This window comes from Streptomyces sp. NPDC012827, from assembly GCF_042900905.1.
Classification (GTDB): domain Bacteria; phylum Actinomycetota; class Actinomycetes; order Streptomycetales; family Streptomycetaceae; genus Streptomyces; species Streptomyces gulbargensis.
The window spans coordinates 575,642-601,677 of the sequence record NZ_JBIBBY010000002.1; the positions used below are offsets into that span (position 1 = coordinate 575,642).

Sequence of the window (26,036 nt, forward strand, 5' to 3'; positions counted from 1 at the left end):
GGTGTCCCGGCTCAGGCCCTGGTCCCGTCGGTCCGGTCCCGGCCCCGGCCCGTCAGATCCAGCCGCGTTCGCGCGCCAGCAGGGCGGCGTGCGGGCGGCTGGACGCGCCGAGGACGCGGAGGAGTTCGGCGACGTGGCGCCGGTAGGTGCGTACGGACATGCCCAGGTCCCGGGCGCCGATCTCGTCCTTGCCGACGTGGCACATGGACGTGAGGACCTGCCGTTCGATCTCGGACAGCCCGCCGGGGTTCTCCTCCGGCTCCTCGATGATCGACGCCAGGTCCGTGGCCTGGCACCAGATCTTCTCGAAGAGGGCGAGGATGCCGGAGACGAGTCCGGTCTCATGGGCGACGAGCGCGCCGCGCGAGGTGTCCTCGGGGTCGACGGGGACGAGCGCGGTGCGCCGGTCGTAGACGAGGATCCGCTCGGACAGGTCGTCGGCCGCCCTGATCTGCGCTCCGTGGGCGGTGAGTTCGCGCAGGTAGCCGACGGTCAGCGGATCGTCGAGCGCCTCGCGCAGCACCACGTTCCGGATGCGGACGCCCCGGCTGAGGCAGCGCATGTCCAGCGGCCGGGAGTGCTCGATGTTTGCGGGGGTCAGCGCCGTGTACGGCTCGACGGACAGGATCTCCTCGCGGGCGAAGAAGGCGAGGTCGTCGATGCGGCTGCGGATCTGCGCCACGTTCTCCATCCGCTCGACGGCCTGCGGCGCGGAGCGGGCGGGGCACTGCTCGTCGCGGAGTTCCGTGACGAGGTGCCGGGAGCGGGTGACGCGCTGGAGCTCCTCGTGCAGTTCGCGCAGCCGCAGGTCGGTGAGCCGGTCGACGACGATGGCCGGATCGGTCGGGCAGACGGTGTTCCGGTCGGTGGGATAGAGCAGCCCGAGGGCGCGGAGACGGGCCAGCGCGGCGGCCACGGCCTCGCGCTCGGCCCGGAGCAGCACGTGGATGTCACCGTCCGTGGTGTCCGGATTCCGCAGGAAGTGGCGGTAGACGCTCTCCTCCAGCGCGGAGATCCCGAGGACCTGCATGCCTGCTGCCACCATTCGAGCTCCCCCAGCTCTGTGTGCATACCGGTGCGGCGTCCCCGCTGGTCAGGCGTGGAAGGCGCGGCCGATGGTGGGATGCACTGTAATGCCCGGGTAAAACCGGCGCACGGTGGCGTGATCTCAATGTGAGCTGGATCACCTTGCGGGCGGGGGGTGTCCCATGTCCTCCCCGTCTCCCACCGCACCGGACGGCAGGGCCGTTCCGACAGATGGGCGGCGGTGGCGGCGACCGGCGGACGGCCCGTACAAAAGCGGCTGAGCGACCGGTCAGGTCACGCAGCAGCGCCCGAGGGGGATCATGAGCACCGCCACGCCCAGCCCGACACCCGGTGACGAACTCGACGTCACCGAACGGACCCGGCTGCGCCGGATGCGGCAGAAGGGGAGCCATCGCAGAGCCGACCTGGACGCCGTGCTCGCGGCCGGCTTCCTCTGCCACCTGGGGGTGACGGTGGACGGGGTGCCGATGGTCGTGCCGACCGTGTACGGCGTCGACGGCGACCGGCTCTACCTGCACGGTTCGGTCGCCAGTCGCAGCCTCGTGCAGGCCCCGGGCGCCACCGTCTGCGTCACGGTCACCCATGTCGACGGCCTCGTCCTGGCCCGCTCGGTCTTCGAGCACGGCGTCAACTACCGCTCCGCGATGATCTACGGCGTGCCGGTGCCGGTCACCGACCCGGAGGAGAAGCTCCGGGGCCTGCGGGCCCTCACCGAGCGGAGCGCACCCGGGCAGTGGGAGTACGCCCGGCAGCCCAGCCGCAAGGAGCTGGCCGCGACCGCGCTGCTCGCCCTCGATCTCACGGAGGCCTCCGTGAAGACGCGCGGCGGCCCGCCGGACGACGGCGACTCCGAGGACGCGGCGCTGGGGCTGTGGGCGGGCGAACTGCCGGTGGTCACCACCTTCGGGGCGCCCGTCCCGGATCCGGTCCTGCCGCCGGACATCGCACCGCCCCCGCACATCGCCGAGCGCGCGGGGCGGGTTCTGGGCCGCTGAGACGCCCGGCGCGATCGGGGCCGGGAGCGCGGGAACGCCCCGGCCCCGGAGAGGCGGTGCCTGCTCCGGGGCCGGTCGGGGCGCCCTGCGTGGCCGGGGCGCGGGGTGTCGTGCTCCGGGGCGCACCCCGGGCGGACGGCGGTGGCCTCAGTCGCCGTGGCCCGGGCCGCCGCTGCCGAACCCGCCGCTGGAGATGCCGCCCCACTTGCGCTTCTCCTCGCTGGGCGGTTCGGGGGACGTCTCGGTGCCGGAGGTGCCGGAGTCCTTCAGCTGGTAGGGCATGAGCCGGTGCTCGCCGTCCGTCTGGGGCATCTCGGCCGGCCGGCGGTACTCGGACATCTCACCCGGCGGCCGGTCGGTCTCCGGGCGCTGCGGCTGCTCCTCGGGCTTCGGCGGCCCGGGCTCGCGGTCGCGGATCCGGAAGCCGATCCACACCGCTCCGATGAGGACCACCACGACGACCAGACCGGCGAGGAACTGGCCGAGGCCCGACTGCCAGACTCCAGCGGCCAGGTTCTGTGCGCTGAGAGTGTTCATACCGACAGGCCTACCCCGTACCGGTTCGTCGGATACGTCCCAAAGGCGCTGTCCCTCGAAAATCGCGGACTTGTTTGAAACATATCCGCTCCCCCGTCGCGTCAGTCAGGTGTACGGCGATCACGCCGGGCGACCGCGAGGGAAGGGAGGGGCATGAGAAAGTCCCGCGCGGACGGATTCCTGGAGTTCGCCTCCGCACGATCGGGCCACCTGTACCGGTCGGCATGCCTGCTGACCAGCGGCGACACCCATCTCGCCGAGGACCTCACACAGGAGACCCTCGGCCGCATGTACGCCCGCTGGGGCCGCATGCACCGCGTCGGCAACCCGGCCGCGTACGCCCAGACCGTCCTCGTCCGTACCTTCCTCACGCATCAGCGGCGCCGGTCGGCCACCGAGCGCCCGCTCGGTGAACTGCCCGACCGCGCTCCCGACAACGGCGAGGACCCGGCCCTGCGGATCGCGCTTCTCGACGCCCTGGCGAGCCTCGCGCCCAAGGACCGGGCGGTGGTGGTCCTGCGCTACTGGGAGGACCGCAGCATCGAGGAGACCGCCGACGCCCTGCACGTCAGCAGCGCGGCGGTACGCACCCGGTGCAGCCGGGCGCTCGCCACGCTCCGGAGCCGGCTCGGCGGCACCCTCGCGGAGTTCGCCGCCCGCTGAGCCCCCGCGCCGCCCGCCGATCCCCCGGCCCGGCCCTGCCCGCCGGCCGGACCCCTCAGGCCCGCTCGGGCCGGCGCCGTCCGCCACGTACTCTTCCAGCCACCGACCGGAAACGGTGATCTCGGCATGCCTCACGACGACCTCTCCTCCGACCTTTTCGACCGGAACGACCGGTCCGGGCGCTTCGAGGACGAACTCGGCGCCGTCCTGCGCACCACCGGCGCCGCCTTCGCCGCCGACAGCGGTTCCGAGCTGGTGTCGGGCGGGCTGCGCCGCGGCCGCCGCCGCCTCGTCCGCCGCCGTCTCGCGATGACCGGTGGCGCGCTCGCCCTCGTCGCCGTCGCCGCCGGCGGCATCCACGGCGCCGGGCTGTTCGCCCCGTCCGGGACCGGTGCCCCGGCGGCCGTGGCCCAGCAGCCCGCGGACGTGCCGACCGCTCCCGGCGACGGCACCGCCACCGAGGTGCCGGGCGAGCAGGACCCGTACCGGGCCACGCTCCCCGTCGACGACCTGGCCGCCGTCCTCAAGGCCCACACCCCCGCCGGCACCTGGCAGATCACGAACGCGGGCGGCACCGGCCACCACGTCTCCGGCGTGTACGACGACGGCCGGGGCCGGGCGGCCGTCACGGTCGGGCTCTACCGCGCGCAGGGCGACGGCGAGGCGGGCGCCGGGCAGGTCACCTGCCCCTCCAAGATCCACACCGGGTACGACGCGTGCACCAGCGAGCGGCTGCCGAACGGTTCCCGGCTCATGATCCTCCAGGGGTACGAGTACCCCGACCGGCGCGTGGACACCAAGGTCTGGCGCGCGGTCCTGCTCACCCTGGACAACTTCCTCGTGGACGCGAGCGAGTACAACGCGCCGGCCGAGAAGGGCGCCGCCGTCACCCGCGCCGACCCGCCCTTCACCCCGGACCGGCTGAAGGCCCTGGTCACCGCGGAGGCCTGGCAGCCGCTCCTGAAGCGCCTGCCCGTCGTCCCGGTGCGGAAGCCGGCGGCGGACCCCGGCCGCCCGGAGCGTCCCGCCGAGCCGAGCGGCCCGGCCGTCCGGGCGGCGCTGCGCTCCCTGCTGCCCGAGGACGTCACGGTCACCGACCAGGGCGGCGACGCCGGTTACGGCTACGCCGTCGTGGACGACGGCCGGGGCAGGAGCCTGATCGAGATCAACGTCCAGCCGGACATGAGCGACGTACGGAGCAGCCTCTTCGGCACCGGTGAGGTCACCACGCTGCCCGACGGGCGCGTGGTCAAGCTCCTGAAGCGTCCGGGCGAGAAGGGCGGCGAGGGCGTCGTCCAGTGGACCGTCGACACCATGACGCCCGCGGGCTTCCGGGTCGTCGTCTCGGCCTTCAACGCCGGCGGCCAGCACGCGGCGGCCACGCGCCCCGAGCCCGCGCTGACCATGGAGGAGCTGAGGACGATCGCGCTCAGCCCGAAGTGGCGGCAGCTGTCCGCGAAGTAGCGGCCGGGGGCCGACGGCGGCCGGACCGCGCGGGTGGACCGTCCCGGCGCCGGGCGGCGCCCCGCCTGTACGGGGCCGGAGGAGCGGTGGGGTCTCCTCCGGTCTCCTCCGGCCCGTGGCCCCTGGGGGCGCCGCCTGCCTACTTGGCGTCCGAGTACCGCTCGACCACGGCCGTCGTGAACGGGAAGCGCACCGGTGTCACCCCGAAGGTGATCCGCCCCGCCTCGTCCCCGGCCTCCCGGATCGCCTCCGCCACGGCCGCGGCCTCCTCCCGCGGACAGTGCACGATCACCTCGTCGTGCTGGAAGAAGACCAGTTCCGCCCGCATCCCCGCGAGGGCCCGCCGCAGCGCCGCCAGCATCACCAGGGCCCACTCGGCGGCGCTGCCCTGGACGACGAAGTTCCGGGTGAACCGGCCGCGCGCCCGGCTGTTCCCGGAGGCGTACCCGGGAGTGAACCCGGACGCCGGGCCGCCGTCCTCCGCCGGCAGGTCCGCCGCCTCCTGCGGGATGCCGGCCTCCTCGTCCTCACCCGCGCCCACCGCCCGGGGGCTGGTCCGGCCGAGCCAGGTCCGTACGAGACGGCCCTCCTCACCGGCCTTCGCCGCCTCGTCCACGTAGGCCACGGCGCGCGGGAAGCGGCGGCGCAGGGCCGCCAGGTTCTTCAGGCCGTCCCCGCTGGTCTGCCCGTAGATCGCGCCGAGCAGCGCGATCTTGGCGTGGTCCCGGTCGCCGGAGAACGCCCGGTCGGACAGCCGCGTGTAGAGGTCGTCGGGGTGCCCGGCCACCTCCATGAGCCCGGGGTCGCGGGAGATCGCGGCCAGCACCCGCGGCTCCATCTGGTCGGCGTCCGCGACGACGAGCCGCCAGCCCTCGTCCGCGACGACCGCCCGCCGGATCACCTTCGGGATCTGCAGCGCCCCGCCGCCGCTCGTCGTCCACCGCCCGGTGACCGTACCGCCGGGCACGTACTCCGGCCGGAACCGCCCGTCCCGCACCCAGTCCGCCAGCCACGACCAGCCGTGCGCCGTCCAGATCCGGTACAGCTTCTTGTAGGCGATCAGCGGCCGCACCGCCGGATGGTCGATCTCCTCCAGCTCCCAGCGGCGCGTGGACCGCACCCGGATGCCGGCCTGCGCGAACGCCCTCACCACGTCGGCGGGCAGGTCCGGACGGACCCGGCGGCCGAAGGCGGCCGACACCTCGTCCGCCAGCTCGGCCAGCCGGCGCGGCTCGCCACCGCCCGCGTACCGCTCGCCGAGCAGTTCGCGCAGCAGCTCCCGGTGCTCGTCGGCCCGCCACGGCAGCCCCGCCCGGTGCATCTCGGCGGCGACGAGCATCCCGGCCGACTCGGCGGCGGTCAGCAGCCGCATCCGCCCCGGGTGCTCGGCCCGGTCGTGGCGGCGCTGCTGCTCCGCGTACACGGCGAGGAAACCCTCGAAGGGGACGGGCGCGGCCGGGCGCGGCTCGAAGAGGGAGTCCTGGGTGCCCGGTTCGGCGCCGCGCTGCGGGGGGTCGGGCGGAACGGGCGCGTTCCGCAGGCGCGCCCAGGCCGCGGCCGCCGACCGTGGCTCGCCGAGGCGCCCCTCGTGCCCGAGGAGCAGCTGCTCGGCCGCCTCGACGTCGTAGCACCGCTCGACCCGCACCCCGGCGGCGAGCAGTTGTGGATACACCTCGGCCGTCGACCGCCACACCCACCGGGCGACCCCGGGCCGGGACCGTACCGCCGCCACCGCGTCCGGCTCGCGCCGCACCTCCCCGGCGGGCAGACCGTCCGGCCCGAGGGGGACGAGCAGCACGCCTTCCCCCTCCGGCTCGGCGGCCAGCGCCCACCTCTCGCTCATGGGTGCGAGTGTGGCACCCGCCACTGACAGCACCGCTCAGGCGCCGCCGGGCGGGTGGGGCCGGGGCGAGCCGGGACGGGGCTGTGCCGCGGCAGCGGGCGCGGGTCGCCGGCCGGCCGCCCGAGCGCCTCCGACGCGGGCCCCTCGGCGGGCGCCCGGTCCCGGTGACCCGAAGGGCGCGCCGGGGCCGCTTCTCAGCGGGGTCGCGGCGCGGCGGCGAGCCAGTCCGGGGCGAGGACCGACCAGACCTCCTCGTCCACCCGCCTGCCCCGGTAGTGGTAGCTCTCCCGCAGGACGGCGTCCCGTTTCATGCCCAGCCGCCGGGCCACCGCGATGCTCGGCTCGTTGTCGGCCGACACCACCCACTCCACCCGGTGGACGCCCCGCACCTCGATCGCCCAGCCGATGAGCTCGCGCGCCGCGCGGGTCACCAACCCGCGCCCCACCGCCGCCGGTTCGAGCCAGCAGCCCGCCTCCGCCACTCCCGCGGAGACGTCGAGGGTGCGCAGGATGACCGCGCCGACCAGGGTGCCGTCGAGCCAGATGCCGTGGATGCGGCCCGTGTCGGCGGCCGCCTTCTCCGCGTAGGCCCGCAGGAACGCCCGGCTCGACTCCAGGTCCTTCACGACGTCCGGCAGCCCGTTGCGCGCGCCGATGAACTCCCGCCCCCGGTCCATGTGCGCCAGGAACTCCCCGGCCTGCCACGGTTCGAGCGGACGCAGCTCCGCCCCGTCGTCTCCCAGCCGGGTCGCGTACACGGTCACCCCTCCACGGTCGTGCTCCTGCCTGTCCGGCGGTCGGATCCTCCCACCCCCTCACCGCCGGTGACCAGGGGCGCCGGATCCCCGCCGCACGAGCGGGGCGGGGGCGGGGGAGCGCACGGGGCGGGGCGGTGACCCGGCTCCGACCCCGGTCACCGCCCCGTGTCCCACCATGGCCGCTCAGCGCGTGAGGCGCCACGCGGGGAGGGCCGCCGCGGCGACCGCGACCAGCGCGCACGCCCCGGCCACCGCGCCGACCGCGGTCCACGGCGGGGCGAGGGCGGCCGGGGCCGTCAGGGCGGCCAGGCCGGCGCCCAGGGCGCCGAGGCAGAGCGCCGTCACCGCCAGGCCCAGGACCGTCCCGATCGCCACGGCGAACAGCGCCTCGCCCGCCACGACCCGCACGGTCTGTGCCCGGGTGGCGCCGGCCAGCCGGAGCGAGGACAGTTCCCCGCCGCGTACCGACGTCGCCATGAGCAGTGTGGTGGCGAGCGTGATCAGCGTGTGGACCACGGCGATGCCGAGGACCAGGGCCAGGCCGGCCCGCGCCTGCGGGCTGCTCGCCGGGTGGTCGGCGGCCGTGCGCGCCGCGACGGTCGTGACCCGCCCGCCGCTCGCCGCCAGCGCGCGCGTGACCGCCGCCCCGTCACCGCCGCCCGCCTCGACGCGGTCGACGGCCGAGCCGGGGGCGTTGGCCCGCGTGACGTAGGGCCCGTTGCCACCCGTGCCGCGGGCGAGGACGGCCGCCACCCTGAGCCGTACCGGACCCCGTCCGTCGGCCAGCCACACGTCGACGGACCGGCCGACCCGGCGGTGCTCGAACTCCTCGTGGACGACGATCGACCGGTCGTCCAGGTCCCGCAGGTCACCGGCGACGACCGGGAGCCGGGCCAGTTCGGCGAAGGCCGCCGGGTCGTCGACGGCCCGGGCCCCGTACCGTACGACCGCCTCGGCCCCGTCCCGTACGAAGACGGTGGTCGCCCCGGACGCGGACACCGTCGTCCCGGGCGGGGCGGCGACCGGCCGCAGCCGCTCGCCCGTCGCCACCCACGAGGCCGCCGTCGCCTCCCGCGCCTCGACGGCCTTCGCCCGCGTCACGCTCGCCGCCGAACCGAACAGCGTCCCGGCCAGCGCCACGGCCACCAGGACGGGCGCGGCGACGGCGGCGGTCCGCCGCACGGCGGCCCGGCTGTTCTCCCGTACGAGCGTGCCGACCGCCCCGCCCGCCGGCAGCAGGCGGGTCAGGGGCCGGACGAGCAGCGGTGCCAGCAGGGCCGTGCCGCCGATGAGCGGCATCGGGAGGGTGGTGTACGTCTTGCGCTTGAGCAGCGCGGACGGGTCGGTGACGTACGTGTGGAGGAGCAGTCCCGCCCCGGTGAGGAGCAGCGCCGCACCGAGCAGCGCCCGGCCCGGGGGAAGGACACCGGCGTCGACGTCCGCCTCGCGCAGGGCGGCCGTGGGGCCGGTCCTCCCGGCGCGGTGGGAGGCGGCGGCCGCCCCGGTGAGGGCGACGGCCAGGCCCGCCCAGAAGGCCAGGTGGTACGGCCAGGCGGCGTCGCCGGCCGTGAACCAGGCGGGTGCCAGGCCCTGGTCCACCAGCGTCCGGGCGAGGACGGGCGCGCCGAGGGAGCCGAGGACGCACCCGGTCGCGGAGGCGAGCGTGCCCACCGCCGCCGCCTCGGTGAGGAGCAGCCGGCGGACCTGTCCGGGGGTGGCGCCGGCCGCGCGCAGGAGGCCGAACTCGCGGCGCCGCAGCGCCACCGCGAAGGCGAAGGTGGAGGCGACGGTGAAGACGGAGACGAAGACGGCGACACCGCCGGAGGTGCCGAGGAGGGCGTTGAGGCCGGTGAGTGCCTCGGCGTCCGCCGTGTGGCCGGGGTCGGCGCGGCGACGGTCGGCGCCGGTGAGGACCTGGGCGCGGTCGCCGACGAGGGCGCGTACGTCGGCGGCGGGGGCGTCCACGCCCACGGCGTCGGGGCCGCCGGAGGCGGTGACGGTCCAGCGGGCGCGCAGCTCGCGCAACAGTTCGCTGTCCACAGGCTGTGGACGGTCGAGCGGGCGGGAGACGGACGCGGTGTCCGGCCCGCGCCGGACGGGCAGGGTGAGCCGGTCCTGCCCCTGGACGACGACGGGCGAGGAGGCGAACCGCTCGGGGGCGCGGTCCGGCGCCCGGAGGGTGGCGGAGAGCCCGAGCCCCGTCGCCACGAGCAGTCCCACGCCGAGGGCGAGGGCCAGGAACGCGCCGGCGAGGGAGGCCGAGCGGGCGCGCAGCCCGGCGGCGGCGACGCTCAGCATTCCGCGCCCTCCACCGCTCCCGTGGTGACGCGCGAACCGGCGCCGGCGGTTCCGACGGCGACGGGGTCCTGTCCGGTGCCTCCCCCGGGGCCCTTCCCCGGGCCCGCCCCGGCCCGCTCCGGCTGGGTCGCCGCGGTGCTCTCCAGTGCGGCCAGGCGGGCCGCGACCGCGCCGGCCGTCGGTGCCCGCAGCTCGCCGGCGACCCGCCCGTCGACCAGGAGGACGACCCGGTCGGCGCGGGCCGCCGCCACCGGATCGTGGGTGACCATGACGACGGTCTGTCCGTCGCCGTCGACCAGGGCCCGCAGCAGGTCCAGGACCTCACGGCTCGCCGTCGAGTCCAGCGCCCCGGTCGGCTCGTCGGCGAAGAGCACGGCCGGCCGGGCGATCAGGGCGCGGGCGACGGCCACCCGCTGGCACTGCCCGCCGGACAGCTCGCCGGGCCGGTGCCGTTCCCGCCCGGCGAGGCCGACGCGGGCCAGCGCCTCCCGCACCGCGCGGCGGGACGGGCGGCGGCCGGCGAGGCGGAGCGGGAGGGCCACGTTCTGCGCGGCCGTCAGGGAGGGGAGGAGGTTGAAGGACTGGAAGACGAAACCGATGAGGTCCCGCCGCAGCAGCGTCAGACGCCGCTCGCCCAGCCCGTCCAGGCGGACGCCGCCGACCTCCACGCTGCCCGCCGTCGGCCGGTCGAGCCCGGCCGCGCACTGGAGCAGGGTGGACTTGCCGGAGCCGGACGGGCCCATGACGGCGGTGAAGGTGCCGGTGGCGAGATCGAGGTCGACGCCGTCGAGGGCGCGGACGTCCCGGTGCCGCCGGACGAGTCCCCGGAGCCGTACGGCCACGGGCACGGCGGGCGTGCCGGGGGCGCCAGGGGCCGAGGGGGCGGGTGTGGCGGGTGTGGTCGGCGTGGTGGTCATGGCTCCAGCGAACCGTTTCGGCCGGTCCCGATCACGACCACTGCCGGGCGTCCCGGGGGTGGGGCCAGGCCTACCCCCGGGCCCCCTCCGAGGCCCGCCCGGTGCCCGCGCCCCCGCCGCCTGAGACCATCGAGCCGAGGCGGACAGGACCGCCGGAGGAGGCACAGCCATGTCGGAGGGGCGCACCGAGGCGACCACCGTCGCACAGGCCCTGCGGGCCGCCCTGCACACCCGGGACGACGATTCCCTCGACACGGCCGCGTCCCTGCTCGCCGCCGACCCGGGCGCGGACGCCGAACTCGCGCGGCGCGGCGAGGAGTTCGTACGGTCGCTGTGGGAGCGCGGCTGGCAGCCCGCGGACCTGGCGCGCGTGGCACGGCGCGAGCTGTCGGACGGGCACGTCCGTCTCCTCTCCGGCCTGATCGCGAAGGAGACGGCCCGGTACGGGGCGCTCCCGCGCCGCTGGCGGGCCCAGCTGGACGAGTGGGAGCCGCCGGACCGGACGGCCGACCGCTTCTCGTACGCGACGGCCGTCCTGGAGCTGTACCGGCTGCTGGTCCGGCTGCCGCGCCTGGACGCGGTCGGGCCGGTGCCGGGTGACGTCCTGCCGCCCGCCGCGGCCGGGGAGCCCCGGATGCTCACCCGCATCCGCGCGCTGCTGGCGAAGGCCGAGGCGACCGGCTACCCGGAGGAGGCGGAGGCGCTCACCGCGAAGGCGCAGGAACTGATGGCCCGGCACAGCCTGGACGAGGCCTCCCTGGCGGCGGGCGCGCCCTCCCCGGAGACGCCCGGCGCGATCCGGATCGGGGTGGAGCCGCCGTACGAGCAGGCGAAGGCGATCCTGCTGGACGCGGTGGCCACGGCGAACCACTGCCGGGCGGTGTGGAACGAGGCGTACGGCTTCTCGACGGTGATCGGCTTCGAGGCGGACCTCGACCCGGTGGAACTCCTCTACACCTCGCTGCTGGTGCAGGGGACGACCGCGATGACGCGGGCGGAGGCGGAGCAGCGGGCGGCGGGCCGCAAGCGCACGAAGTCCTTCCGGCAGTCGTTCCTGCTCGCGTACGCGAACCGGCTCGGCGCGCGGCTGTCGGCGACGTCACGGCGGGTCGCCTCCGAGACGCCGTCCCTGCTCCCGGCCCTCGCGAGCCGCGAGGTGGCCGTGGCGGCCCGCACCGACCAGCTCTTCCCGGAGACCCGCACGACCCGCGTCCGCGCCGCCTGGGACGAGGCCGGCTGGAACCACGGCGCCACCGCCGCCGATCGCGCCGGCCTCCACCCGGGCCGGCCCCCTCTGCCGTAGGCCCGGGCCCCTGGCACCGGCGCGGCGGGACCGGTGACCGGGACCCCGCCGCAGGCCCGGGGGGGCCGGTCCACCGCCCGGACCCCCGGGCCCGGGCCCGGGCCGGCCGAGGGCCACCGCCCCGGCGACTGCCCCGGTGACCGCCCCGGCGGGCCGAAATGTCTGATACGACCCCCGTCTGGATACGCTCGGGCCATGAGCTGGCTCCGCGCCCTGAAGCAGACCGCCCGCTCCGGGTTCGCCGTCGAGCGGCGGCGGCTCGAACCTCTGGTGGCCGCGCGGGGGGCGCTCGGGCTCGCGCTCGTCGTCGGGGTGGCGCTCGCGCTGTTCGGGCCGGCCGTCGCCGTGTCGTCGGCCTTCGGGGCCTTCCAGGCGGCGATCGCCACCTTCCAGCGGTCCTGGCGGCCCCGCCCCACCCTCGCTCTCGCCTCGGGGGCGAGCCTCGCCGTCTCGACCTTCGCCGGTTACCTCACCGGTGCCCACACCCTCGCGTTCCTCGTCCTCCTGCTCCTCTGGACGTTCCTGGCCGGCCTCGCCTGGGCGGCCGGCCCCACCGCCGGCCTGATCGCCTCCTCCAACGTGGCGATGATGCTGGTCACGGTCACCCTCCCGACCTCCGTCGCCACCGCCGCGGGCCACGCCGCCGTGATCTTCGCGGGCGGGGTGGTGCAGGCCCTCCTGGTCGTCCTGCTGCCCGTACGCCGCTGGGGCCCCCAGCGCGACGCCCTCGCGGACGCGCTCGCCGCCGAGGCCGACTACGCCCGGCGCCTGCGGCACGACCCGGTGGCCGCCTTCGACCCCGTACCGCTCATGACGGCCCGCAGCGCCGCCGCCGTCACGCCCCGGGAGGCCCGCCGCCGGCCGGCGGAGCTGCACGGGGCCCGTGGCCTGGCCGAGCGCATCCGCCCGGTGCTGGCCTCGCTGGCCGATCCGGCGGTCGGGGTCCCGGCGGAGGGCCGCGAGCGGGACCGGGTGCGGGAGCTGCTCGGCGCGGCGGCGACGGTCCTGGACGCCGCCGCGCACGCGATCCGGCACGGCGAGCCCGTCGCCCTGCCGGGGGCCGCGCTCGCCGCGCTGCGCACCCCGGACACCGGCGCGATCCTCTCCGGCCCGCCGCGCCGGGCCGCGCTCCGCCTCGCCGCCCTGCTCGGCGACGTCCTGGAGACGGCGGAGCCCCGCACGGAGACCTCCGGCGCCCGGCCGCCGCACCACCCCGCCACCCTCACCCGCCCCACCCTGGTGCGGCTCGTGCCGGTCGTCCTCGCGCAGGTCCGTGCCGAACTGCGCCCCGGCTCCCCGGTCCTCCGGCACGCGCTGCGCGTCTCGGCGGTCACGGCGGCCGGGTACCTCCTCGGCACGGCGCTGCCGTTCGGCCACGGCTACTGGGCGCCGATGGCCTCGGTGATGGTGATGCGCCCGGACTTCACGCAGACGTACGCACGTTCCGTGGCGCGGTTCGGCGGCACGCTGGTCGGCGTGGCGCTGGCGACGGGGGTGGTGCGGGCGGCGCACCCGGGTCTGTACACCTCCGCCGCCCTCGCGGTGCTGTGTGCCTTCGGGATGTACCTGCTGATGCGGACGGGCTACGCGGTGGCGCAGGTCTGTGTCGCCGCGTACGTCGTCCTGCTGCTCGGCATGGTGGGGGAGGGGCCGACCCAGACCGTACGGGAGCGGGTGTTGCTGACCTTGCTCGGCGGGCTCCTCGCCATGCTGGCGTACGCCGTCTACCCGGCCTGGGAGACGCCCCGGCTGCGCGGCCGGCTCGCGGACTGGCTGGCGGCGGCCGGGCGGTACGCGGCGGCGGTCGCGGCCCGGTACGCCGACCCGGCAGGGGCGCCCGGGCCCGCCGTACGCGCGGCGCTGCTCGACACCCGGGCGGCGCGGGTCGCGTGGCAGGAGGCGGTGGCGCGGGCCACCCACGAGCCGGTACGGCACCGGGGCCTGTCGCACGCGGTGGCGGAGGAGGCAGGGCACGCCCTGGCGCAGTTCGGGCGGGCCGCGATGCTCCTGGAGGCGCACCTTCCGGACCCCGGCGCCCCGCCGCTCCCCGCCGCCGCCCGCCTCGCGGAGGCCCTGCGCCGGGTCACCGAGCGCGGCGCGAAGGCGGTCCGGGAGCGGCGCGAACCCGACTGGGACGAACTGCGGCGCACGCTCGCGTCCTGGGACACGGAGGTGCCGGACCCGGTCCTGCGCAAGGCGGCCCGCCTGCTCCTGGAGGCGCTGGGCGCACTGTCCGGGGCGCTGCGGGACAGCTGAGACGCCCGGGCCCGCGCCCGGAACGCGCCCCCCGCGCCCGGAACGCGCCCGGCGACCGGGCCCCGACGGCCCCCCGGCTCACCTCACCAGGAGGACTTCCGCACCCCGGGCAGGAATCCCGCGTGCGCCTGCTCCCGGACCCGGATCCGGGAGAGGCCGAACTTCCGCAGATGGCCCCGGGGGCGGCCGTCGACCGCGTCGCGGTTGCGGACCCGGGTCGCGCTCGCGTCACGCGGCTGGCGGCTCAGCTCGCGTACGGCGGCCTCGCGGACGTCGGCCGGGGTGGAGGGGCGCCGGATGAGTTCCTTCAGCTCGGCGCGCCGCTCGGCGTACCGGGCCACGACCGTCCTGCGCCGCTCGTTGCGGGCGATCTTGCTGCGCTTGGCCATCAGACCTTCACCCCCCGGGCGCGGATGCGGGCGACGGCGGCCTCGACGCCGATGGCGTCCACGGTCCTGATCGCGCGGGCGCTGAGCGTCAGCCGGACGTACCGGCCCTCGCTGGGGAGCCAGTAGCGCTTGCGCTGGATGTTGGGGTCGAAGCGGCGGGAGCTGCGGCGGTGGGAGTGCGAGATCCGGTTGCCGAATCCGGGCTGGGCGCCGGTCAGCTGGCAGTGGGCGGACAAGGGTGACCTACCTCTCCACAGAGTCATTGGTAATGGGATTCATTTTCATTTACTCTACACGGCATGGCCCGCAACGAGCTCCGTCCCGTCATCAAGCTCCGGTCCACCGCAGGTACCGGATTCACCTACGTCACCCGCAAGAACCGCAGGAACGACCCCGACCGCCTCACCCTCCGCAAGTACGACCCGGTGGCCGGCCGTCACGTCGACTTCCGAGAGGAGCGCTGAACCACCCCATGAAGCCCGGCATCCACCCCCCGTACGAGCCCGTGGTCTTCCGCGACAAGGCCGGCGGCTTCGCCTTCCTCACCCGCTCCACCCTCACGAGCGGGAAGACCGTGGAGTGGGAGGACGGCGAGACGTATCCCGTCGTCGACGTCGAGATCTCCTCGGCGAGCCACCCCTTCTACACCGGCACCGCGCGCGTCCTCGACACCGCGGGCCGCGTGGAGCGCTTCGAGAAGCGCTACGGAAAGCGTGGGCCCCGCCCCGGCTCCCCGGCCGAGGCAGCCCGCTGATGCTGTCCGTCGCCCTGGTCGCAGGACTGCACTCCGACGCCCGCCGCGCCGCCGTGGACCGGCTCCTCGCCACCGTCCCCGGCAGCGTGGCGCTCCACCACGACCTCGCGACGGCCCCGGAGACGGGGACCGTCGCCCGGGTCGTCCGGGACGCCACCGGTGTGCTGTCCACCGACGACACCCCGCTCGTCAACGACTGCGCCTGCTGCGCCCTGCGCGAGGACCTCGTCCCCGAGCTGGAGCGGCTGCGCGACGCCGGCCTCACCCGGCTCGCGGTCGTCGAACTCTGGGACTCCGTCGAGCCCAAGGCGATGGCCGAGGTGGTCGCGGCGGCCGGTCTCCGGCTCACCGCCGTGATCACCGCCGTCGACCCGGCCCTGGTCCTTCCGTACCTCGGCAACGGCGACGACCTCGCCGACGCCGGGCTCGCCGCGGCCGCCACCGACCGCCGCACGGTCGCCGACACCTGGGCCCGCCAGCTGGAGTACGCCCCGGTCCTGGCCGTCGTGGACAGCCCCGAGGCCGACGACGAGGACCGCGCGCTCCTCGCCCAGCTCCACCCCACCGCCCGTCGCGTCCCCGTCGAGGGCGACGAGCTCGCCGCGGCCGCCTTCGCCGGCTTCGACGTCGAGGCGGCGGCGGCGGCCCAGCACCCGGCCTGCGCCCTGCTGCCGCAGGAGGCCGACGCGAGCGGGGTCGCCACCTTCGTCTGGCGTCACCACCGGCCCTTCCACCCCGGGCGGCTGTACGCGGCCCTGGAGGACCTGACCTGCGCGGCGGCCCGCAGCCGGGGCCGCTTCTGGCTCGCGGACAAGCCGGACACCCTGCTCGCCTGGGACGCGGCGGGCGGCGCGCTCTGCGTCGAGAGCGCCGGTCCCTGGCTGGCCTCGCTGCCCGACGCCGCCTGGGAGATGGTGCCACCGGTCCGCCGCGCGGCCGCCGCCCTCGACTGGCACCCGGAACACGGCGACCGCTGCCAGCACCTCGTCTTCACCTCGCCCGGCCTGGACCGCGAGGGCCTCGCCGAGGTCCTCGGCTCCTGCCTGCTCACCGACGCCGAGTACGCGGCCGGCCGTGAGGCCTGGCGGGCGCTGGCGTCCGACTTCGACACCCTCCTGGAGGTCTGAACCGTGTCCCGCACGTCCCCCCGCAAGCCCCCGAAGCCGCGCCCCAACCCGCTGGACCGGGACGGCATCACGTACATCGACTACAAAGACACGGATCTGCTGCGGAAGTTCGTCTCCGACCGCGGCAAGATCCGCAGCCGTAGGGTGACCAGCGTGAGCGCCCGGCAGCAGCGGCAGATCGCCCGTGCCGTGAAGAACGCGCGGGAGATGGCCCTCCTGCCGTACTCGTCGGTAGCACGCTGAGTCGCACCCCCGCTACAGCCTGCGTGCACGTGCATCTGCCCCTGCATCCGCATGTGAACACAGCTATGATCCGAGGAAGTTGAGTCCTGCACCAACGCATCTCGGGGAGCTACCAGTGCACCAGGCGCACCACGCGTACAACGGCATGGCGGCCACGGAGCTGCGCGATGTCGTCTGGCAGAAGAGCAGGCACAGCAACTCCCAGGGATCGTGCGTGGAGTTCGCCAAGCTGCCCGGGGGAGACGTCGCCGTGCGCAACTCGCGGTTCCCCGACGGGCCGGCGCTCGTCTACACGCCCGCGGAGATCGAGGCGCTCCTCCTCGGTGTGAAGGACGGGGAGTTCGACCACCTCGTCTGAGGACCCCGGTACGGACGAAGGGCCCCGGCGCCGTGGAGCGCCGGGGCCCTTCCTTCGTACCGGGGTCCGTGCCGGCCTCAGGGCAGCCGGGGTCCGGGAACGGCCTGCTGCTCGGGTCCGATGCGGAACAGCGCCCACACGACCTTGCCCTGGAGCGTGCCCGCGAGCGGGTGCCAGCCCCAGCTGTCGCTGAACGACTCCACCAGGAACAGCCCGCGGCCCGACTCGGCGGCGAAGTCCTCCTCGCCGTCGCGCGCCTCCGGGCTCTCCCGGCTGGGGTCCCGCACCGCGCACACCAACCGGGAGGCCCACCGCATCAGATGCAGGCGCACCGCCGGGTTCAGGCCTTCGTCGTGCGCGGCGTCGGCGGGCAGCGCGTGGCGCAGGGCGTTGGTGACGAGTTCGGAGACGACCAGGGCCACGTCGTCGAAGCGCTCGCTCATCTCCCAGCGGTCGAGGGTCGCGCTCGTGAACTTCCGGGCCCCGCGCACGGCCTCGTACCGCGCGGGCAGGGCGCAGGAGGCGGAGGTGGAGACGGCGCCGGGATCGATCGGCGGAAGGCCCTGCCGTAACGGCTCGAGCACGGTCGATCCATTCGTCCCCATGCGAGGCACTCCCGGGAATCGCGACTGTGGTGCGACAACACGACAACACGAACGAGTACGCGGCTGCGCACGGGCCATGGTTCCGAATGCGCCCACGGTATGCAAGGGCAGATGCACGTGCACGCGCCGGACCTGTCCGAAGCTGTGGTGAATCCGGGCCAAATCTTCTGTGCCCGGCGGCGCGGTACGGTGCCCCGTTCACGCCATCCGCCACCGCCTTCCGTAACCGGCTGTGTACGGGCTGAAGCGTTTGATGGCAGAATCCGGGGCTCGACGGGGGCTCGTCACCGTGAAGGGGAGGCTGGAACCGTGACCGCAGGCGAATCGGGCGGAGCGAACGGGAGCGTCGTCCGGCGCATCCTCCTGGGCTCCCAGCTGAGGCGGTTGCGTGAATCGCGCGGCATCACCCGTGAGGCGGCCGGGTACTCGATCCGCGCGTCCGAATCCAAGATCAGCCGCATGGAGTTGGGACGGGTGAGCTTCAAGTCCAGGGACGTGGAGGACCTCCTGACGCTCTACGGGGTCACGGACGAGTCCGAGCGCGGAGCCCTCCTCGGCCTCGCCCGCGAGGCCAACCTGGCGGGATGGTGGCACAGTTACGGCGACGTGCTGCCCGGATGGTTCCAGACCTACATCGGCCTGGAAGGCGCCGCCTCCCACATCCGCGTCTACGAGGTGCAGTTCGTCCACGGCCTGCTCCAGACGGAGGCCTACGCGCACGCCGTCATCAGCCGGGGCATGCCCGGCGCCCCGGCCGCCGAGATCGACCGCCGCGTCGCGCTCCGGATGGAACGCCAGAAGGTCCTCGTCTCCGAGCGCGCCCCACAGTTCCACGCCGTCCTCGACGAGGCCGCGCTGCGCCGCCCGTACGGCGACCGCTCGGTCATGCGGGAGCAGCTGCGGCACCTCATAGAGGTCTCCGAGCACCCCGGCGTCACACTCCAGGTCATGCCCTTCGGCTTCGGCGGCCACGCGGGGGAGAGCGGCTCCTTCACCGTCCTCAGCTTCCCCGAGTCGGACCTCTCCGACATCGTCTACCTGGAGCAGCTCACCAGCGCCCTCTACCTCGACAAGCGCGAGGAGGTCGCCCAGTACGAGCGCGTGATGGAGCGGCTGCGGGCGGACAGTCCGGATCCGGCCGAAAGTCGCGACCTCCTGCGCGGGCTTCTTCAACTCTCCTGACTCGTCAGTACGATGACGCCACATCAGTCGCGTCGGAGCAGGTAGAGGGGTCCCCATCCATGTCGCACTTCACCGACCTGGCCCACCAGTACATAGACGGCGAGTGGAAGCCCGGCAGCGGGTCGTGGGACATCATCGACTTCAATCCGTACACCGGGGAGAAGCTCGCCGCGATCACCGTGGCCACGGCCGGTGAGGTGGACCGGGCCTACCGCGCCGCCGAGCGCGCGCAGACCGCGTGGGCGGAGACCAACCCGTACACGCGCCGGCTCGTCTTCGAGCGGGCGCTGCGGATCATCGAGGACCGCGAGGAGGAGATCTCCGCGACGATCGTCGCGGAGCTGGGCGGCACCCGGCTGAAGGCGGCCTTCGAGCTGCACCTGGCGAAGGAGTTCCTGCGCGAGGCGATGCAGCTGGCGCTCCGGCCGGAGGGCCGGATCCTGCCCTCCCCGGTGGACGGCAAGGAGAACCGCGTCTACCGGGTCCCGGTCGGCGTCGTCGGCGTCATATCGCCCTTCAACTTCCCCTTCTTCCTCTCGGTGAAGTCGGTGGCGCCCGCCCTCGCGCTCGGCAACGCCGTCGTCCTCAAGCCGCACCAGAACACACCGGTCTGCGGCGGCACGCTCGTCGCCAAGGTCCTGGAGGAGGCCGGGCTCCCGCCCGGTGTGCTGAACGTCGTCGTCACCGACATCGCCGAGATCGGCGACGCGCTCCTCACCCACCCGGTGCCCCAGGTCATCTCCTTCACCGGCTCCGACAAGGTCGGCCGGCACGTGGCCACCGTCTGCGCCCGGAACTTCAAGCGCGCGGTCCTCGAACTCGGCGGCAACAGCGCCCTGATCGTCCTGGACGACGCCGACGTGGACTACGCGGTGGACGCGGCCGTCTTCAGCCGCTTCGTGCACCAGGGCCAGGTCTGCATGGCCGCCAACCGCATCCTGGTGGACCGCTCGGTGGAGGCGGAGTTCACCGAGAAGTTCGTGGCGAAGGTGCGGACGCTGCGCGTCGGCGACCCGGCCGACCCCGCCACCCAGATCGGCCCGCTCATCAACTCCCAGCAGGCCGAGGCCGTCTCCTCGATCGTCGAGCAGACGATCAGGGGCGGCGCGACCGCGCTGCTGCACGGCACCGCCGACGGCAACCTGGTCTCTCCGTCCGTCCTCACCGGCATCGCCGCCGACGACCCCGTCCTCCACCAGGAGATCTTCGGCCCCGTCGCCCTGATCGTCCCCTTCGACGGCGAGGACGAGGCCGTACGGATCGCCAACGACACCCCCTACGGGCTCAGCGGCGCCGTCCACACCGGGGACGTCGAGCGCGGTGTACGGCTCGCGCGGCGCGTCCGCACCGGCATGATTCACATCAACGACGGCACCGTGCACGACGAGCCGATCGTCCCCTTCGGCGGGGAGAAGCACTCGGGCCTCGGCCGGCTCAACGGCGAGGCGACGGTGGACGCCTTCACGACCCAGAAGTGGATCTCCGTCCAGCACGGCCGCAGCCGCTTCCCCTTCTGAGCGGCCGGGGAGAATCGCCGGAAGTCCGCCTATGAGGACAGCAGTTGTCCTCATTGGCCCGTAGCGTGGTCGTTGTCGAAGAGATCGCACGACGGAAGGCGGACAACATGGTGGCTCTCGTACCCGCGGAGGCCCAGGGCGACGAGCGCGGCGCGTTCCTCAACTTCATCGAGGCGCAGCGCGCCGCGATCCGGCGGGCGGCGCGCGGCCTCACCGAGGAGCAGGCGGCGAGCCGCCCGAGCGCCAGTGAGCTCAGCCTCTCCGGGCTGATCAAGCACGTGGCGGAGGTGGAGCTGAACTGGCTCCGCCTCGCCCAGCAGCGGCCGAACGAGCGGCAGCGCACCCAGGAGACGTGGGGCGAGGCCTTCCGCCTCACCGACGGCGAGACGATCCCCGAGATCGTCGACTTCTGGACCGGGGTCGCGAAGGAGACCGAGGACTTCGTGCGCACCGTGCCCAGCCTGGACGTCACCTTCCCGCTGCCGCCCGCCCCCTGGTTCCCGAAGGACGGGCGGGTGTCGGTGCGGTGGATGCTGCTGCACCTCGTGCAGGAGATGGGGCGGCACGCCGGGCACGCGGACATCGTCCGCGAGTCCCTGGACGGCAAGGTCTCCTTCGATCTGATCGCGGAGGAGCAGGGGCGCGGGTGACCCCCGCCCCGCGTACCCTGGTCAAAATTGACTAGGAGGTGTGCGGGATGTCGGCGATCCGGCTTCTCGTCCTGGGCGCGGTCAAGCAGCACGGCCGCGCCCACGGCTACCAGGTCCGCAACGACCTGGAGTTCTGGGGCGCCCACGAATGGTCCAACGCCAAGCCCGGCTCGATCTACCACGCGCTCAAGCACATGGCGAAGCAGGGACTGCTGCGCGCGTACGAGCTGGCGCCGAGCACCGTGGGCGGTCCGCCCAGGGTCGAGTACGAGCTGACGGAACGCGGCCTGGAGGAGTACTTCGCCCTGCTGCGCGCGTCCCTGACCACCTACGACCAGAAGATGGACGTGCTCTCGGCGGGCATCGGCTTCCTGGTGGACCTGCCGCGCGCGGAGGCGGTGGAACTGCTGCGCCGGCGGGTGCGGGCGCTGGAGGAGTGGCGGACCGCGGTCACCGAGTACTACACCCCCGAGGGCGGGCCCGGGCAGCTCGGGCACATCGGGGAGATCATGCACCTCTGGGTGCACTCGGCCGACGCGGGCAAGGAGTGGACGCTCGGCCTCATCGAGCGGATCGAGGGGGGCGCGTACGTCTTCGCGGGTGAGGGCGAGCCCTTCGTCGGGGTCCTCGCCGAAGGCCAGGAGAACCCGTACGCGACCGGCGCCACCCCGCCCACCGATTAATCAAGTTTGACTAACGTCCCCGGGAGGGCATACCTTCCTCCGTCGGTGCTCAGTGGTCAAACTTGACTACGCAGGTTTCGGGAGGAACGGCATGACAGAGGACGCGATCCTCGTGGAAGGCGCACGCAAGCGGTACGGAGAGAAGAACGCCCTGGACGGCCTCGACCTGCGGGTCGCGCGCGGCACCGTCCACGGCCTGCTCGGCCCCAACGGCGCGGGCAAGACCACGACGGTACGGATCCTGGCCACCCTCCTGCGGCACGACGACGGCCTCGTCCGGGTCGCCGGCCACGACGTGCGGACCGAGGCCCGCCGGGTCCGCCGCCGCATCGGCCTCCTCGGCCAGTACGCCGCCCTGGACGAGGAGCTCGACGGCCGCCAGAACCTGGAGATGTTCGGACGGCTCCACCACCTCGGCGCGCGCGGCGCCACCGCCCGGGCCGGCGCCCTCCTGGAGCGCTTCGGCCTCGCCGACACCGGCCGCACCCCCGTCAAGCGGTACAGCGGCGGCATGCGCCGGCGGCTCGACCTCGCCGCCTCCCTCATTACCGACCCCGACGTGCTGTTCCTGGACGAGCCCACCACCGGCCTCGACCCGCGCGGGCGCGGCGAGGTCTGGGACTCCGTCCGCTCCCTCGTCGGCGGCGGCACCACCGTGCTCCTCACCACCCAGTACCTGGAGGAGGCCGACCGGCTCGCCGACCGGATCTCCCTCGTCGACCGGGGCCGCGTCGTCGCCGACGGCACCCCCGACGCACTCAAGACGCGGGCCGGCGCCGACCGGATCGACGTGGTCGTCCGGGACGCCTCCCGGCTCGACGAGGCCGCCGCCGCGCTGCCCTTCCCGGCCGCCGGCACGGACGTCGACCGCGACCGGCGCCGGATCAGCGTCCCCGTGCACGACCGCATGGCCTCCCTCGCCGCGACCGTCCGGGCCCTGGAGGAGGCCGGCATCGAGGCCGAGGACGTGGCCCTGCGGCGGCCGACGCTGGACGAGGTGTTCCTGAGACTGACCGGCGAGCGGACGGCGGAGGTGGCCGCATGAGCGCGGCGTACGTGGTGAGCGACTGCTGGACGATGACCCGCCGGGAACTGGCCCACTGGGCACGGCAGCCGGTACAGGTCCTGGTCGGGCTCGTGTTCCCGGTCATGATGCTGCTGATGTTCGGCTACCTCGTCGGCGGCGGGCGGGCCGTCGACGGTCCCTACGTGGACTACCTGGTGCCCGGCATGCTCACCCTCACCATGGTCTTCGGCCTCGAAGGGACCATGACGGCGGTCACCCGGGACCTGCAGAAGGGGGTCGTCGACCGCTTCCGGGCCATGCCCATGACCGACGGCGCCGTCCTCGTCGGACGGGCCGCGGCCGACATGCTCCAGTCGGCCGTCGGGCTCCTCCTCCTGACCGGCGTCGGACACGCGATCGGCTGGCGGGCGCACGGCGGTCCCGGCGCCTTCCTGGGGGCCCTGGGCCTGCTGCTCCTGCTGCGCTTCGCGATGCTGTGGATCGGGATCTTCCTCGCCCTGGTCGCCGGCCGGCCCGAACTCGTCCAGGCCGTGCAGATCCTCGTCTGGCCCGTCGGCTTCCTCTCCAACGCCTTCGCCTCGCCCGACGCCATGCCCGGCTGGCTCGGCACGGCCGTGGAATGGAACCCGATGTCCGCGACCGCGACGGCCGTGCGCACCCTCCTCGGCAACCCCGGCGGCGAACCCGGCCACCTCGGAGCGGCCGTGCTGTGGCCGCTGCTGCTCCTGGCGATCTTCCTCCCGCTCGCCGTCAGGAGGTTCACCCGGCTCGGGACGTAGCCGGGCGAAACGGGAGGGGCGCCGGCCGGGACGTACGCACCGGCGGCGCCCCCGCGTCCCGCGGGAGCCGGGTGGAACCGGGAGACCCCCCACGGCGTTGATAGCTTGGGGCGCGCACCGCCCCCATGCCCCCACCGAACCGCAGGAGCCCGGAACCCGTGAATACGCTTGCCCTCGGACCGAGCTGGCTGGACCCGGACTACCTGATCCAGACCTTCGGTCTCATCGGTGTCCTCGTCATCGTCTTCGCCGAGTCCGGACTCCTCATCGGCTTCTTCCTGCCCGGCGACTCGCTCCTCTTCACCACCGGCCTGCTCGTCACCACCGGCAAGCTCGACTACCCGCTCTGGCTGGTGTGCACCCTGATCGTCGCGGCGGCGATCATCGGCGACCAGGTCGGCTACCTCTTCGGCCGCAAGGTCGGCCCCGCCCTCTTCCGGCGGCCCGACTCGAAGCTCTTCAAGCAGGAGAACGTCGAGAAGGCCCACGAGTTCTTCGAGAAGCACGGCCCGAAGTCCCTCATCCTGGCCCGCTTCGTGCCCATCGTCCGCACCTTCACGCCCATCATCGCGGGCGTCAGCCGGATGAACTACCGCTCCTTCATCACCTTCAACGTCATCGGCGGCGTGCTCTGGGGCGCGGGCGTCACCCTGCTCGGCGCCTCCCTCGGCAAGATCGACTTCGTGCACCGGCACATCGAGGCGATCCTCATCGCGATCGTCCTGATCTCCGTGATCCCGATCGTCATCGAGTACCTGCGGGCCCGCTCCCAGTCGAAGAAGAACCCCCCGCGCGAGGAGCACGACGGCCCCGGCGCCGCCACCCAGCCGCGCGGCGGCCGCCACGCCAGGCGCTGACCCCGCCCCCGGAGCCGTAACCGGCCCGCCGCCTCAGAAGCCCCTCGTACGCTTCGCCGCGCGGCGGGCCGCCCCCGCACCCGGCGCCCGCATGAAGAGGCGGGCCAGCTCGCCGCCCAGGTTCACCCCGATCGCGATCGCCAGCGCGAGCGCCGACGCCTTCGCCAGCGAGGCGAAGCCCTGGTCCAGATTGTTCTGGGCGATCGCCAGCACCCCGAAGTACGTCGCCGAACCCGGCAGCAGCGGACCGATCGCCGCCGTCACGTACGGCAGCGACGACGTGTGGTGATAGCGGGCGATCAACTGCCCGAACAGGCCCACCAGCCCCGCCGCCACCGCCGTCGCCATCACCGTCGACCCCTCCGCGGTCACCGCGATCGACGCGTAGATCACCCACGCCACCCCGCCGTTCAGCGTCGCGAACAGCACCGTCCCGCGCGACTGCTGCAACAGGATCGCGAACGTCGCGCACAGCACCATCGACGCCAGGATCTGCGTCACCGGCCGCTCCACCGCCCGCAGCGTCCCCTCCGGATTCAGCTGCGCGTCGAACTGCACCGCCACGTACAGCACCGACAGCACGCCCACCACGATCGCCACGAAGAAGTAGGCGACCTCCAGGAGCCGGGCCGAGGCCGTGATGTAGAAACCGGTCAGACCGTCCTGCACCGCCGCCACCAGCGCCCGCCCCGGAATCAGCGCGAACAGGCCACCCGTGATCACCGCCGACGGCCGCAGATCCGCGTGCAGCAGCGTCAGCAGCACCCCCATCGCGGCCGGCGGCATCGCCGCCACCAGGAACTGGTAGAACTCCGGCAGCCCCCGCCCCGCGCACAGCCACGCCAGCCGGTCGCCGAGCACCGCGCCCAGCGCCGCCACGAAGAACACCGTCGGCCCGCCGCCCAGCAACACCGACGCCGCGCCCGCGAGCATCCCCGCCGCCGCCGTCAGCACCCACCCCGGATACGGATGCCGGTTCCGCCGGATCTCCGCCAGCCGCCGGTACGCCTCCTCCGGCGACACCTCGTGGTCCGGATCGTTGATGTCCGCCAGGAGCTGGTACACCGCCTCCAGACGCGTGTAGTCCGTCCCCCGCCGCCGAACCGTGCGGTTCGCCGTCACCGGATCGTCCACCAGCGACGGCTGGTACGTCACCGACAACAGCGTGAACGTCACCGTCGGCTCGCACCGGTCGAGCCCGTACGAACGGCAGATCGCGAACATCGCCGCCTCGACGTCCTCCGCGCCCTCCCCGCCCGCCAGCAGCAGCTCACCGATACGCAGCGTCAGGTCCAGCACGCGCGGCACCGACGGCCCCGCGTCGTCCTCCTTGCCCGCCGCCTCGGGCACCGGCCGCTCACCCACCGGCAGCCGCAGCATCGTCCGCATCCGGTCCTGCCACGGCGCGTTCTGCGGCAGCTTCACCAGCGGCACCCCGTACGCGGGCGTGAACGCCGGCGGCGAGCTCTTCGCCGAGTACGTCGACGGCGGCGCGAACGCCGACCCCTCCTGCTCCGCCGGCGGCTCCGGCGTCAGCCCCTCCGGCAGCGAGAACTCCGACGTCGGATGCTCCTCCTCGGGCGGGGCGGGCTGCTCCACCCCAGGCGGCGGCACAAAAGCGCTGCGCGCCTCGTCCGACTGGGGCTTCCGGTCCTCCGGAGCCTCCTCGGGACCCTCCGGCTCCGCCACCACTCTCTCCGCCTCATCCCCAGGGAATCGTGCATTCCAGTATGAGTGTGCGCCGGACGCGCGAAGGCGGCGCACCCCCCGAGGGGTGCACCGCC

Annotated in this window: 27 protein-coding genes; 17 read left to right on the top strand and 10 right to left on the bottom strand. The window is 74.4% G+C overall.

The window, feature by feature from the left end:
* Positions 1 to 52: 52 nt before the first annotated feature.
* Positions 53 to 1,045, bottom strand: coding sequence for a helix-turn-helix transcriptional regulator (locus ACFY60_RS06080; protein ID WP_388609387.1), 993 nt, complete (start codon positions 1,043 to 1,045; stop codon positions 53 to 55).
* Between the two features lie 301 nt (positions 1,046 to 1,346).
* Here ACFY60_RS06080 and ACFY60_RS06085 point away from each other — a divergent pair, with 301 nt between their 5' ends.
* The gene (locus tag ACFY60_RS06085; RefSeq protein WP_388609386.1) at positions 1,347 to 2,042 is read left to right on the top strand and encodes a pyridoxamine 5'-phosphate oxidase family protein; all 696 of its coding nucleotides are present in this window, start codon (positions 1,347 to 1,349) and stop codon (positions 2,040 to 2,042) included.
* 147 nt (positions 2,043 to 2,189) lie between these two features.
* Here the strand turns inward: ACFY60_RS06085 and ACFY60_RS06090 are convergent, their stop codons facing one another.
* Positions 2,190 to 2,579, bottom strand: a complete 390-nt coding sequence (locus tag ACFY60_RS06090) for a DUF6479 family protein (RefSeq protein WP_388609384.1) — start codon at positions 2,577 to 2,579, stop codon at positions 2,190 to 2,192.
* A gap of 153 nt (positions 2,580 to 2,732) precedes the next feature.
* Between ACFY60_RS06090 and ACFY60_RS06095 the strand changes: the two genes are divergently transcribed.
* Together ACFY60_RS06095 and ACFY60_RS06100 are read left to right on the top strand one after the other, a co-directional pair.
* Positions 2,733 to 3,242 carry a SigE family RNA polymerase sigma factor gene (locus tag ACFY60_RS06095; RefSeq protein WP_388609383.1) on the top strand — a complete coding sequence of 170 codons (510 nt, stop codon included), beginning with the start codon at positions 2,733 to 2,735 and terminating at the stop codon, positions 3,240 to 3,242.
* A 126-nt stretch (positions 3,243 to 3,368) separates the two neighbouring features.
* Positions 3,369 to 4,706 (top strand): hypothetical protein, encoded by a 1,338-nt coding sequence (locus ACFY60_RS06100; RefSeq protein WP_388609382.1) that lies wholly within the window; start codon positions 3,369 to 3,371, stop codon positions 4,704 to 4,706.
* Between the two features lie 139 nt (positions 4,707 to 4,845).
* Here ACFY60_RS06100 and ACFY60_RS06105 read toward each other — a convergent pair whose 3' ends face one another.
* From ACFY60_RS06105 to ACFY60_RS06120, 4 genes are all read right to left on the bottom strand, one after another.
* Complete coding sequence (locus tag ACFY60_RS06105) at positions 4,846 to 6,549, bottom strand: bifunctional 3'-5' exonuclease/DNA polymerase (RefSeq protein ID WP_388609381.1); 1,704 nt, start codon at positions 6,547 to 6,549, stop codon at positions 4,846 to 4,848.
* Positions 6,550 to 6,743: 194 nt separating this feature from the next.
* Complete coding sequence (locus ACFY60_RS06110) at positions 6,744 to 7,307, bottom strand: GNAT family N-acetyltransferase (RefSeq protein ID WP_388610192.1); 564 nt, start codon at positions 7,305 to 7,307, stop codon at positions 6,744 to 6,746.
* A gap of 183 nt (positions 7,308 to 7,490) precedes the next feature.
* The gene (locus tag ACFY60_RS06115) at positions 7,491 to 9,605 is read right to left on the bottom strand and encodes an FtsX-like permease family protein (RefSeq protein WP_388609379.1); all 2,115 of its coding nucleotides are present in this window, start codon (positions 9,603 to 9,605) and stop codon (positions 7,491 to 7,493) included.
* The gene (locus ACFY60_RS06120) at positions 9,599 to 10,522 is read right to left on the bottom strand and encodes an ABC transporter ATP-binding protein (RefSeq protein ID WP_388609377.1); all 924 of its coding nucleotides are present in this window, start codon (positions 10,520 to 10,522) and stop codon (positions 9,599 to 9,601) included. The genes ACFY60_RS06115 and ACFY60_RS06120 overlap by 7 nt, the downstream gene beginning before the upstream one ends.
* A gap of 169 nt (positions 10,523 to 10,691) precedes the next feature.
* On the opposite strand from ACFY60_RS06120, the gene ACFY60_RS06125 reads away from it, so the two are divergent.
* Entirely contained in the window at positions 10,692 to 11,825 is a 1,134-nt protein-coding gene (locus tag ACFY60_RS06125) for a DUF2786 domain-containing protein (protein WP_388609375.1), read from the top strand.
* 195 nt (positions 11,826 to 12,020) lie between these two features.
* A complete protein-coding gene (locus ACFY60_RS06130; RefSeq protein ID WP_388609374.1) occupies positions 12,021 to 14,081 on the top strand; it encodes an FUSC family protein in 2,061 nt (686 codons plus the stop codon).
* A gap of 83 nt (positions 14,082 to 14,164) precedes the next feature.
* Here ACFY60_RS06130 and rpsN read toward each other — a convergent pair whose 3' ends face one another.
* Both rpsN and rpmB read right to left on the bottom strand, forming a co-directional pair.
* Positions 14,165 to 14,470 (bottom strand): 30S ribosomal protein S14, encoded by a 306-nt coding sequence (gene rpsN, locus ACFY60_RS06135; RefSeq protein ID WP_388609372.1) that lies wholly within the window; start codon positions 14,468 to 14,470, stop codon positions 14,165 to 14,167.
* Positions 14,470 to 14,706: a 50S ribosomal protein L28 gene (rpmB, locus tag ACFY60_RS06140; RefSeq protein ID WP_388609371.1), complete on the bottom strand. Its 237-nt coding sequence runs from the start codon at positions 14,704 to 14,706 to the stop codon at positions 14,470 to 14,472. The genes rpsN and rpmB overlap by 1 nt, the downstream gene beginning before the upstream one ends.
* Before the next feature lie 63 nt (positions 14,707 to 14,769).
* Between rpmB and rpmG the strand changes: the two genes are divergently transcribed.
* From rpmG to ACFY60_RS06165, 5 genes are all read left to right on the top strand, one after another.
* Positions 14,770 to 14,934 carry a 50S ribosomal protein L33 gene (gene rpmG / locus ACFY60_RS06145; protein ID WP_044382365.1) on the top strand — a complete coding sequence of 55 codons (165 nt, stop codon included), beginning with the start codon at positions 14,770 to 14,772 and terminating at the stop codon, positions 14,932 to 14,934.
* An 8-nt stretch (positions 14,935 to 14,942) separates the two neighbouring features.
* Positions 14,943 to 15,224: a type B 50S ribosomal protein L31 gene (locus ACFY60_RS06150; RefSeq protein ID WP_388609369.1), complete on the top strand. Its 282-nt coding sequence runs from the start codon at positions 14,943 to 14,945 to the stop codon at positions 15,222 to 15,224.
* Positions 15,224 to 16,351: a CobW family GTP-binding protein gene (locus ACFY60_RS06155; RefSeq protein WP_388609367.1), complete on the top strand. Its 1,128-nt coding sequence runs from the start codon at positions 15,224 to 15,226 to the stop codon at positions 16,349 to 16,351. The genes ACFY60_RS06150 and ACFY60_RS06155 overlap by 1 nt, the downstream gene beginning before the upstream one ends.
* Positions 16,352 to 16,354: 3 nt before the next feature.
* Positions 16,355 to 16,594 carry a 30S ribosomal protein S18 gene (gene rpsR / locus ACFY60_RS06160; RefSeq protein ID WP_388609365.1) on the top strand — a complete coding sequence of 80 codons (240 nt, stop codon included), beginning with the start codon at positions 16,355 to 16,357 and terminating at the stop codon, positions 16,592 to 16,594.
* Positions 16,595 to 16,739: 145 nt separating this feature from the next.
* Positions 16,740 to 16,952, top strand: coding sequence for a DUF397 domain-containing protein (locus ACFY60_RS06165; protein WP_309053168.1), 213 nt, complete (start codon positions 16,740 to 16,742; stop codon positions 16,950 to 16,952).
* Between the two features lie 77 nt (positions 16,953 to 17,029).
* On the opposite strand, the gene ACFY60_RS06170 is transcribed toward ACFY60_RS06165, so the two are convergent.
* Complete coding sequence (locus ACFY60_RS06170) at positions 17,030 to 17,557, bottom strand: ATP-binding protein (protein WP_388609364.1); 528 nt, start codon at positions 17,555 to 17,557, stop codon at positions 17,030 to 17,032.
* Positions 17,558 to 17,866: 309 nt separating this feature from the next.
* Here ACFY60_RS06170 and ACFY60_RS06175 point away from each other — a divergent pair, with 309 nt between their 5' ends.
* The 7 genes from ACFY60_RS06175 to ACFY60_RS06205 all read left to right on the top strand — a co-directional run bounded on the left by ACFY60_RS06175 (position 17,867) and on the right by ACFY60_RS06205 (position 24,252).
* On the top strand, positions 17,867 to 18,739 hold the full coding sequence (locus ACFY60_RS06175; RefSeq protein WP_388609363.1) for a helix-turn-helix domain-containing protein: 873 nt from the start codon (positions 17,867 to 17,869) through the stop codon (positions 18,737 to 18,739).
* A 59-nt stretch (positions 18,740 to 18,798) separates the two neighbouring features.
* Positions 18,799 to 20,256, top strand: a complete 1,458-nt coding sequence (locus ACFY60_RS06180; RefSeq protein WP_388609362.1) for an aldehyde dehydrogenase family protein — start codon at positions 18,799 to 18,801, stop codon at positions 20,254 to 20,256.
* Positions 20,257 to 20,363: 107 nt separating this feature from the next.
* Complete coding sequence (locus ACFY60_RS06185; protein WP_388609361.1) at positions 20,364 to 20,906, top strand: DinB family protein; 543 nt, start codon at positions 20,364 to 20,366, stop codon at positions 20,904 to 20,906.
* Positions 20,907 to 20,953: 47 nt separating this feature from the next.
* Complete coding sequence (locus ACFY60_RS06190) at positions 20,954 to 21,589, top strand: PadR family transcriptional regulator (RefSeq protein ID WP_388609360.1); 636 nt, start codon at positions 20,954 to 20,956, stop codon at positions 21,587 to 21,589.
* Between the two features lie 91 nt (positions 21,590 to 21,680).
* The gene (locus ACFY60_RS06195) at positions 21,681 to 22,634 is read left to right on the top strand and encodes an ATP-binding cassette domain-containing protein (RefSeq protein ID WP_388609358.1); all 954 of its coding nucleotides are present in this window, start codon (positions 21,681 to 21,683) and stop codon (positions 22,632 to 22,634) included.
* On the top strand, positions 22,631 to 23,395 hold the full coding sequence (locus ACFY60_RS06200) for an ABC transporter permease (RefSeq protein ID WP_388609356.1): 765 nt from the start codon (positions 22,631 to 22,633) through the stop codon (positions 23,393 to 23,395). The genes ACFY60_RS06195 and ACFY60_RS06200 overlap by 4 nt, the downstream gene beginning before the upstream one ends.
* Positions 23,396 to 23,553: 158 nt before the next feature.
* Positions 23,554 to 24,252 carry a DedA family protein gene (locus ACFY60_RS06205; RefSeq protein WP_388609354.1) on the top strand — a complete coding sequence of 233 codons (699 nt, stop codon included), beginning with the start codon at positions 23,554 to 23,556 and terminating at the stop codon, positions 24,250 to 24,252.
* A gap of 33 nt (positions 24,253 to 24,285) precedes the next feature.
* On the opposite strand, the gene ACFY60_RS06210 is transcribed toward ACFY60_RS06205, so the two are convergent.
* Positions 24,286 to 25,944 (bottom strand): threonine/serine exporter family protein, encoded by a 1,659-nt coding sequence (locus ACFY60_RS06210; RefSeq protein WP_388609352.1) that lies wholly within the window; start codon positions 25,942 to 25,944, stop codon positions 24,286 to 24,288.
* Positions 25,945 to 26,036 lie beyond the last annotated feature (92 nt).

Excerpts from the sequence above, each read along its gene's own strand:
- rpmG (WP_044382365.1), top strand. The coding sequence starts at position 14,770 with ATGGCCCGCAACGAGCTCCGTCCCGTCATCAAGCTCCGGTCCACCGCA.
- ACFY60_RS06165 (WP_309053168.1), top strand. The coding sequence starts at position 16,740 with ATGGCGGCCACGGAGCTGCGCGATGTCGTCTGGCAGAAGAGCAGGCAC.
- ACFY60_RS06190 (WP_388609360.1), top strand. The coding sequence starts at position 20,954 with ATGTCGGCGATCCGGCTTCTCGTCCTGGGCGCGGTCAAGCAGCACGGC.
- ACFY60_RS06100 (WP_388609382.1), top strand. The coding sequence starts at position 3,369 with ATGCCTCACGACGACCTCTCCTCCGACCTTTTCGACCGGAACGACCGG.
- rpsN (WP_388609372.1), bottom strand. The coding sequence starts at position 14,470 with ATGGCCAAGCGCAGCAAGATCGCCCGCAACGAGCGGCGCAGGACGGTC.
- ACFY60_RS06180 (WP_388609362.1), top strand. The coding sequence starts at position 18,799 with ATGTCGCACTTCACCGACCTGGCCCACCAGTACATAGACGGCGAGTGG.
- ACFY60_RS06170 (WP_388609364.1), bottom strand. The coding sequence starts at position 17,557 with ATGGGGACGAATGGATCGACCGTGCTCGAGCCGTTACGGCAGGGCCTT.
- ACFY60_RS06095 (WP_388609383.1), top strand. The coding sequence starts at position 2,733 with ATGAGAAAGTCCCGCGCGGACGGATTCCTGGAGTTCGCCTCCGCACGA.
- ACFY60_RS06200 (WP_388609356.1), top strand. The coding sequence starts at position 22,631 with ATGAGCGCGGCGTACGTGGTGAGCGACTGCTGGACGATGACCCGCCGG.
- ACFY60_RS06150 (WP_388609369.1), top strand. The coding sequence starts at position 14,943 with ATGAAGCCCGGCATCCACCCCCCGTACGAGCCCGTGGTCTTCCGCGAC.
- ACFY60_RS06120 (WP_388609377.1), bottom strand. The coding sequence starts at position 10,522 with ATGACCACCACGCCGACCACACCCGCCACACCCGCCCCCTCGGCCCCT.
- ACFY60_RS06155 (WP_388609367.1), top strand. The coding sequence starts at position 15,224 with ATGCTGTCCGTCGCCCTGGTCGCAGGACTGCACTCCGACGCCCGCCGC.
- ACFY60_RS06185 (WP_388609361.1), top strand. The coding sequence starts at position 20,364 with ATGGTGGCTCTCGTACCCGCGGAGGCCCAGGGCGACGAGCGCGGCGCG.
- ACFY60_RS06115 (WP_388609379.1), bottom strand. The coding sequence starts at position 9,605 with ATGCTGAGCGTCGCCGCCGCCGGGCTGCGCGCCCGCTCGGCCTCCCTC.
- ACFY60_RS06090 (WP_388609384.1), bottom strand. The coding sequence starts at position 2,579 with ATGAACACTCTCAGCGCACAGAACCTGGCCGCTGGAGTCTGGCAGTCG.
- ACFY60_RS06195 (WP_388609358.1), top strand. The coding sequence starts at position 21,681 with ATGACAGAGGACGCGATCCTCGTGGAAGGCGCACGCAAGCGGTACGGA.
- ACFY60_RS06085 (WP_388609386.1), top strand. The coding sequence starts at position 1,347 with ATGAGCACCGCCACGCCCAGCCCGACACCCGGTGACGAACTCGACGTC.
- ACFY60_RS06080 (WP_388609387.1), bottom strand. The coding sequence starts at position 1,045 with ATGGTGGCAGCAGGCATGCAGGTCCTCGGGATCTCCGCGCTGGAGGAG.
- ACFY60_RS06130 (WP_388609374.1), top strand. The coding sequence starts at position 12,021 with ATGAGCTGGCTCCGCGCCCTGAAGCAGACCGCCCGCTCCGGGTTCGCC.
- ACFY60_RS06125 (WP_388609375.1), top strand. The coding sequence starts at position 10,692 with ATGTCGGAGGGGCGCACCGAGGCGACCACCGTCGCACAGGCCCTGCGG.
- ACFY60_RS06105 (WP_388609381.1), bottom strand. The coding sequence starts at position 6,549 with ATGAGCGAGAGGTGGGCGCTGGCCGCCGAGCCGGAGGGGGAAGGCGTG.